The organism is Streptomyces sp. NPDC059455, assembly GCF_042750115.1.
Taxonomy (GTDB): Bacteria; Actinomycetota; Actinomycetes; order Streptomycetales; family Streptomycetaceae; genus Streptomyces; species Streptomyces endocoffeicus.
Genome location: NZ_JBHYVB010000390.1, coordinates 1 through 4,955 on the forward strand (window position 1 = coordinate 1; position 4,955 = coordinate 4,955).

The 4,955-nt window shown below is 74.7% G+C and carries 2 protein-coding genes; both read left to right on the plus strand.

What is annotated here, in order from left to right; all coding sequences use genetic code 11:
* On the plus strand, positions 1-3,104 hold a 3,104-nt coding region (locus tag ACFXB5_RS52600), incomplete at its 5' end, for an SDR family NAD(P)-dependent oxidoreductase (protein ID WP_385222987.1).
* 61 nt (positions 3,105-3,165) lie between these two features.
* Positions 3,166-4,955, plus strand: a 1,790-nt coding sequence (locus ACFXB5_RS52605; RefSeq protein WP_385222989.1) for a type I polyketide synthase, incomplete at its 3' end; no start/stop codon positions are given.

Genomic DNA, 4,955 nt, shown 5'->3' on the forward strand with positions numbered 1-4,955 from the left:
AGGGGGAGATCGCTGCTGCGGTGGTGGCGGGTGGGCTGTCGTTGGAGGACGGGGCGCGGGTGGTGGCGTTGCGGTCGCAGGCCATCGCCCGTGGGCTGGCCGGACACGGCGGCATGATGTCCGTGTCGCTCCCGGTCGAGGAGGTGCGCGAGCGCATCGCCGCCTGGGACGGCCGTATCTCCGTGGCGGCCGTCAACGGCCCCGGCGCGGTGGTGGTCTCCGGCGAACCGGAGGCGCTGCGCGAGCTGCTGGCCCAATGCGAGGCCGAGGACGTACGGGCGAAGCTGATCCCGGTGGACTACGCCTCGCACTCAGCGCAGGTGGAGAAGATCCACGACGAACTGCTGCGGATCCTCGCCCCCATCCGGCCGCGCACCTCACGGATCGTCTTCCACTCCACGGTCACCGGTGAACCCCTGGACACGGCCGGGCTCGACGCCGCCTACTGGGCGCGCAACCTGCGTGAGACCGTACAGCTCGAAGCGGCCACCCGGGCGCTGCTCACCGGCGGCCACCGGCTGTTCGTGGAGGTGAGCCCGCACCCCGTGCTGGCCGCCGCCATCGAGGCCACCGTCGAGGCCGCCGAGGGCTCGGCCGCCGTCATCGGCACCCTGCGCCGCGAGGAGGGCGGCCCCGAGCGGATGCTGCTCTCGCTCGCGCAGGGTTACGTCCACGGGGCGGAGGTGGACTGGCGGGGGCTGTTCGCGGGGCGGGGCGCCAGGCGTGTCGACCTTCCCACGTACGCGTTCCAGCGCGCCCGCTACTGGGTCGAGCCCCAGACCGGGCCGGTCGCCGAGGCGACCACCGGCCCGGCGGAGGCGGAGTTCTGGACCGCGGTCGAGAAGGCCGACCTGGATGCGCTGACGGCGACACTGGGCGCGGCCGCCGACGCACCGCTCAGCGAGGTGCTTCCGTTGCTCTCGTCGTGGCGTTCCCGGCTGAGCGACCAGGCGGCGCTCGACGCCTGGCGCTACCGCATCGGCTGGCAACCGCTCGACGGACAAAGGACCCCCGCGCTCCCGGGCCGCCTGCTGGTGGCGGTGCCCGCCGAGGCTCGCCCCACTGATAAGGAGGGCGGCGGGGGCGGGGCCACCACCACCGGGGGCGCCTACGCCGGGCCCGCCAACCCCGGGGCTGCTGACTCGGGGGCCGTCATCGTCGGGCCCGGCACCGCCGGAGCCGTCGACGCCGGGGCTGGCGAGGCCAGGCGGCCCGCCACCACCGGCCCCGCCGCCACTGGCCCCACCAACACCAGCCTCGCCGCCACCGAGGCCATCACCGCCGGGCTCGCCGCGCTCGGCGTCGAGATCGTCCCCGTACGCATCGGCCCGGATGACACCGACCGCGCCCGGCTCGCCGCCCGTATCACCGAGGCCCTCGGGGACGCCGGGGCGCCCGGCGGCGTGGTGTCCCTGCTCGCTCTCGACGAGGGACCGCACCCGGAACACCCCGACGTCCCCACCGGGTTCGCCACCACCCTCGACCTGGTGCGGGCGCTGGGCGAGGTGGGTGTTGACGCGCCCCTGTGGTGTGTCACCCGTGGCGCCGTCTCCACCCGCGGTGTCGACCGCCTGGAAGCCCCCGCGCAAGCCCTCGTCTGGGGCCTGGGCAGCGCGGTCGCGCTGGAGCATCCGCAGCGCTGGGGCGGGCTGATCGATCTGCCCGAGGCGCTCGATGACGGCGCATTCAGGGCCCTCGCCCGCGCCCTGACCGGCCAGGACGGCGAGGACCAGCTGGCCATCCGCGCCTCGGGCACCCTCGCCCGGCGGCTCAGGCGGGCCGGGGCCACCCGCTCCGGTGAGCGCTGGCAGCCCCGCGGCACCGTCCTGATCACCGGTGGCACCGGAGGCGTCGGCGCCCAGATCGCCCGCGGGCTGGTCGACGCGGGCGCCGAACACGTGGTGCTGGTCAGCCGTCGCGGGCCCCGAGCCCCGGGCGCGGCCGAGCTGGAGGCCGAACTGACCGAGCGCGGCGCCCGGGTGACCGTCGCCGCGTGCGATGTGGCCGACCGTGAGGCCCTGGCACACCTGCTGGACCAGATCACGCGCGACGGCGCGGACCACCCACTGACCGCCGTGGTGCACGCCGCGGGCGCGCTGGACGACGCCACCGTCGACGCGCTCACCCCCGAGCGGATCGAGGCCGTACTGCGCCCCAAGGTGGCGGGCGCGCGCCATCTGCACGAGCTCACCCGGGACCGGGGCCGGGGCCGCGGCCAGGGCCGGGACCTGGACCTCGACGCGTTCGTCCTGATCTCCTCGATCGCCGGCACCGTGGGCGCCGCCGGACAGGGCAACTACGCGGCGGCCAGCGCGTATCTCGACGCGCTCGCCCAGCTGCGCCGCGCGGACGGCCTGCCCGCCACCTCGGTGGCCTGGAGCGCCTGGGCGGGCGGCGGGATGATCGACGGCGAGGTGGCGGACCAGCTGCGACGGCGCGGCGCGCCGCCCATCGACGGCGCACGGGCGCTGGAGCTGCTGCGGCAGACGGTCGCGCGGGGCGACGGGTTCCTCGTCGCGGCCGATATCGACTGGGGCCGTTTCGCCCCCGCCCTGTCCGCCACCCGGCCGCTGCCCCTGCTCGCCGACCTCCCCGAGGCGGGCGGCCCCGGGCAGGACCCGGCCGGAACGGAGCGGGAGGAGGCCGGTGGCGCCGCCGCGCTGCGCACGCGGCTCGCGGAGCTCGGCCCGGCCGACCGCCACACCGCCCTCGTGGAGCTGGTGAGCGGGCAGGCGGCCGCGGCCCTCGGCTACGCCGACGCGGGCGCGGTCGAGACCGGACGGGCCTTCAAGGAGCTGGGCTTCGACTCGCTGACCGCCGTCGATCTGCGCAACCGGCTGAACGCCGCCACCGGGCTGCGGCTGCCGGTCACCCTCGTCTTCGACTACCCGACCGCCGACGACCTCGCCGTGCTGCTACGGGAGGAACTCCTGCCATCGGGCGAGGAGTCCGTGGACACCGTGGCGCTCGCCGAGCTCGACCGCGTCCAGTCCACCCTCGCCGCCCTGGAGCTGGACGACATCGAATCGGCCACGGACGACGAGATGTTCGAGCTGCTCGACGGGATGTTCGAGCTGCTGGGCCGGGATCTGACGGCCTCATGAACCGCCGTGCCACCGCCCCGGCCGCCACCGACGTTCCGGCCCTCTTGAGGAGCTGACGACCATGGACAACGAGAAGAAGCTGCGCGACTACCTCAAGCGGGCCACCGGCCACCTCCGTGCCGCACACCGCCGGATCCAGGAGCTGCAGACCCCCGAGCCCATCGCCATCGTGGCGATGAACTGCCGCTACGCGGGCGAGATCCGCTCCCCCGAGGACCTGTGGCAGGCCGTGGCCGAAGGCCGGGACGGCATGGCCGACTTCCCGGCCGACCGGGGCTGGGACCTGCCGAACCTCTTCGACCCGGACCCCGACCGCGAGGGCCGCACCTATGCCCGCCAGGGCGGATTCCTCCAGGACGTGGACCAGTTCGACCCGGTGTTCTTCGGCATCTCGCCGCGCGAGGCACTCACCATGGATCCGCAGCAGCGGCTGCTGCTGGAAGTGGTCTGGGAGACCTTCGAACGGGCCGGAATCGACCCGGGCACCCTGCGCGGCAGCGACACCGGCGTCTTCATGGGCGCCACCGACTTCGACTACGCCCGCGATCTGACCGAGCTCCCCGAGGGGCTCGAAGGCCAGATGTCCATGGGCGCCTCGGGCGCCATCCTCTCCGGCCGGGTCGCCTACACCCTGGGCCTGGAGGGACCGGCCGTCACGGTGGACACCATGTGCTCGTCGTCGCTGGTGGCGCTGCACATGGCGTGCCAGGCGCTGCGCCAGGGCGACTGCTCGATGGCACTCACCGGCGGCACCACCGTGATGTCCACGCCGAGCGGCTTCATCGAGTTCAGCCGTCAGCGGGCGCTGTCCACCTCCTCCCGCTGCCAGGCGTTCTCCTCCACGGCCGACGGCACCGCCTGGGGCGAGGGCGTCGGAGTGCTGCTGCTGGAACGGCTCTCGGACGCCCGCCGCAACGGCCACACCGTGCTCGCGGTCGTCCGCGGCAGCGCCATCAACCAGGACGGCGCCAGCAACGGCCTCACCGCACCCAACGGCCGTGCCCAGCAGCGGGTGATCCGCCAGGCGCTGGCCAACGCCACCCTGTCCGGGACCGATGTGGACGTGGTCGAGGCGCACGGTACAGGGACATCGCTGGGTGACCCCATCGAGGCGAACGCCCTGCTGGCCACGTACGGCAGGAACCGCCCGACCGACCGGCCGCTGTGGCTCGGCTCGCTGAAGTCCAACATCGGCCACACGGCCGCCGCCGCGGGGGTCGGCGGCGTGATCAAGATGGTGCAGGCGATCCGCCACGGGGTGCTGCCCAGCACCCTGCACATCCAGGAGCCGTCGCCCAACGTGGACTGGACCTCGGGCGCCGTCGAACTGCTCACCGAGGCCCGGCCGTGGCCGGAGACCGGGCGGGTCCGCCGCGCCGGGGTGTCCGCCTTCGGTGCCAGCGGCACCAACGCCCACGCCATCATCGAGCAGGCCCCCGAGGCCCCCGGGCCCGCGGACACCTCGGCAGAGGGCGTGGCACCCGTGGGCGGCGCGGCGGTGCCGTGGGTGCTGTCGGCCAAGACCGAGTCCGGCCTGCGCGGGCAGGCGGAGCGCCTGCTGGCGCGCCTCGCGGAGGATCCGGAACCGTCGCCGGTGGATGTGGGCTTCTCGCTGGCCACCACCCGCGCCCGTTTCGACCACCGCGCGGTGGTGGTCGGTGGCGGCGTCGAGGACTTCCGCGCCGGACTGACGGCGCTCACCCGGGCCGAGCCCGGTGGCCTTGTGGCCCAGGGCGTGGCGGGCCACGCCGGGAGGCCGGTGTTCGTGTTTCCGGGGCAGGGGTCGCAGTGGGTGGGTATGGCGGTGGAGTTGTTGGATTCGTCGCCGGTGTTCGCGGGTCGGTTGGCGGA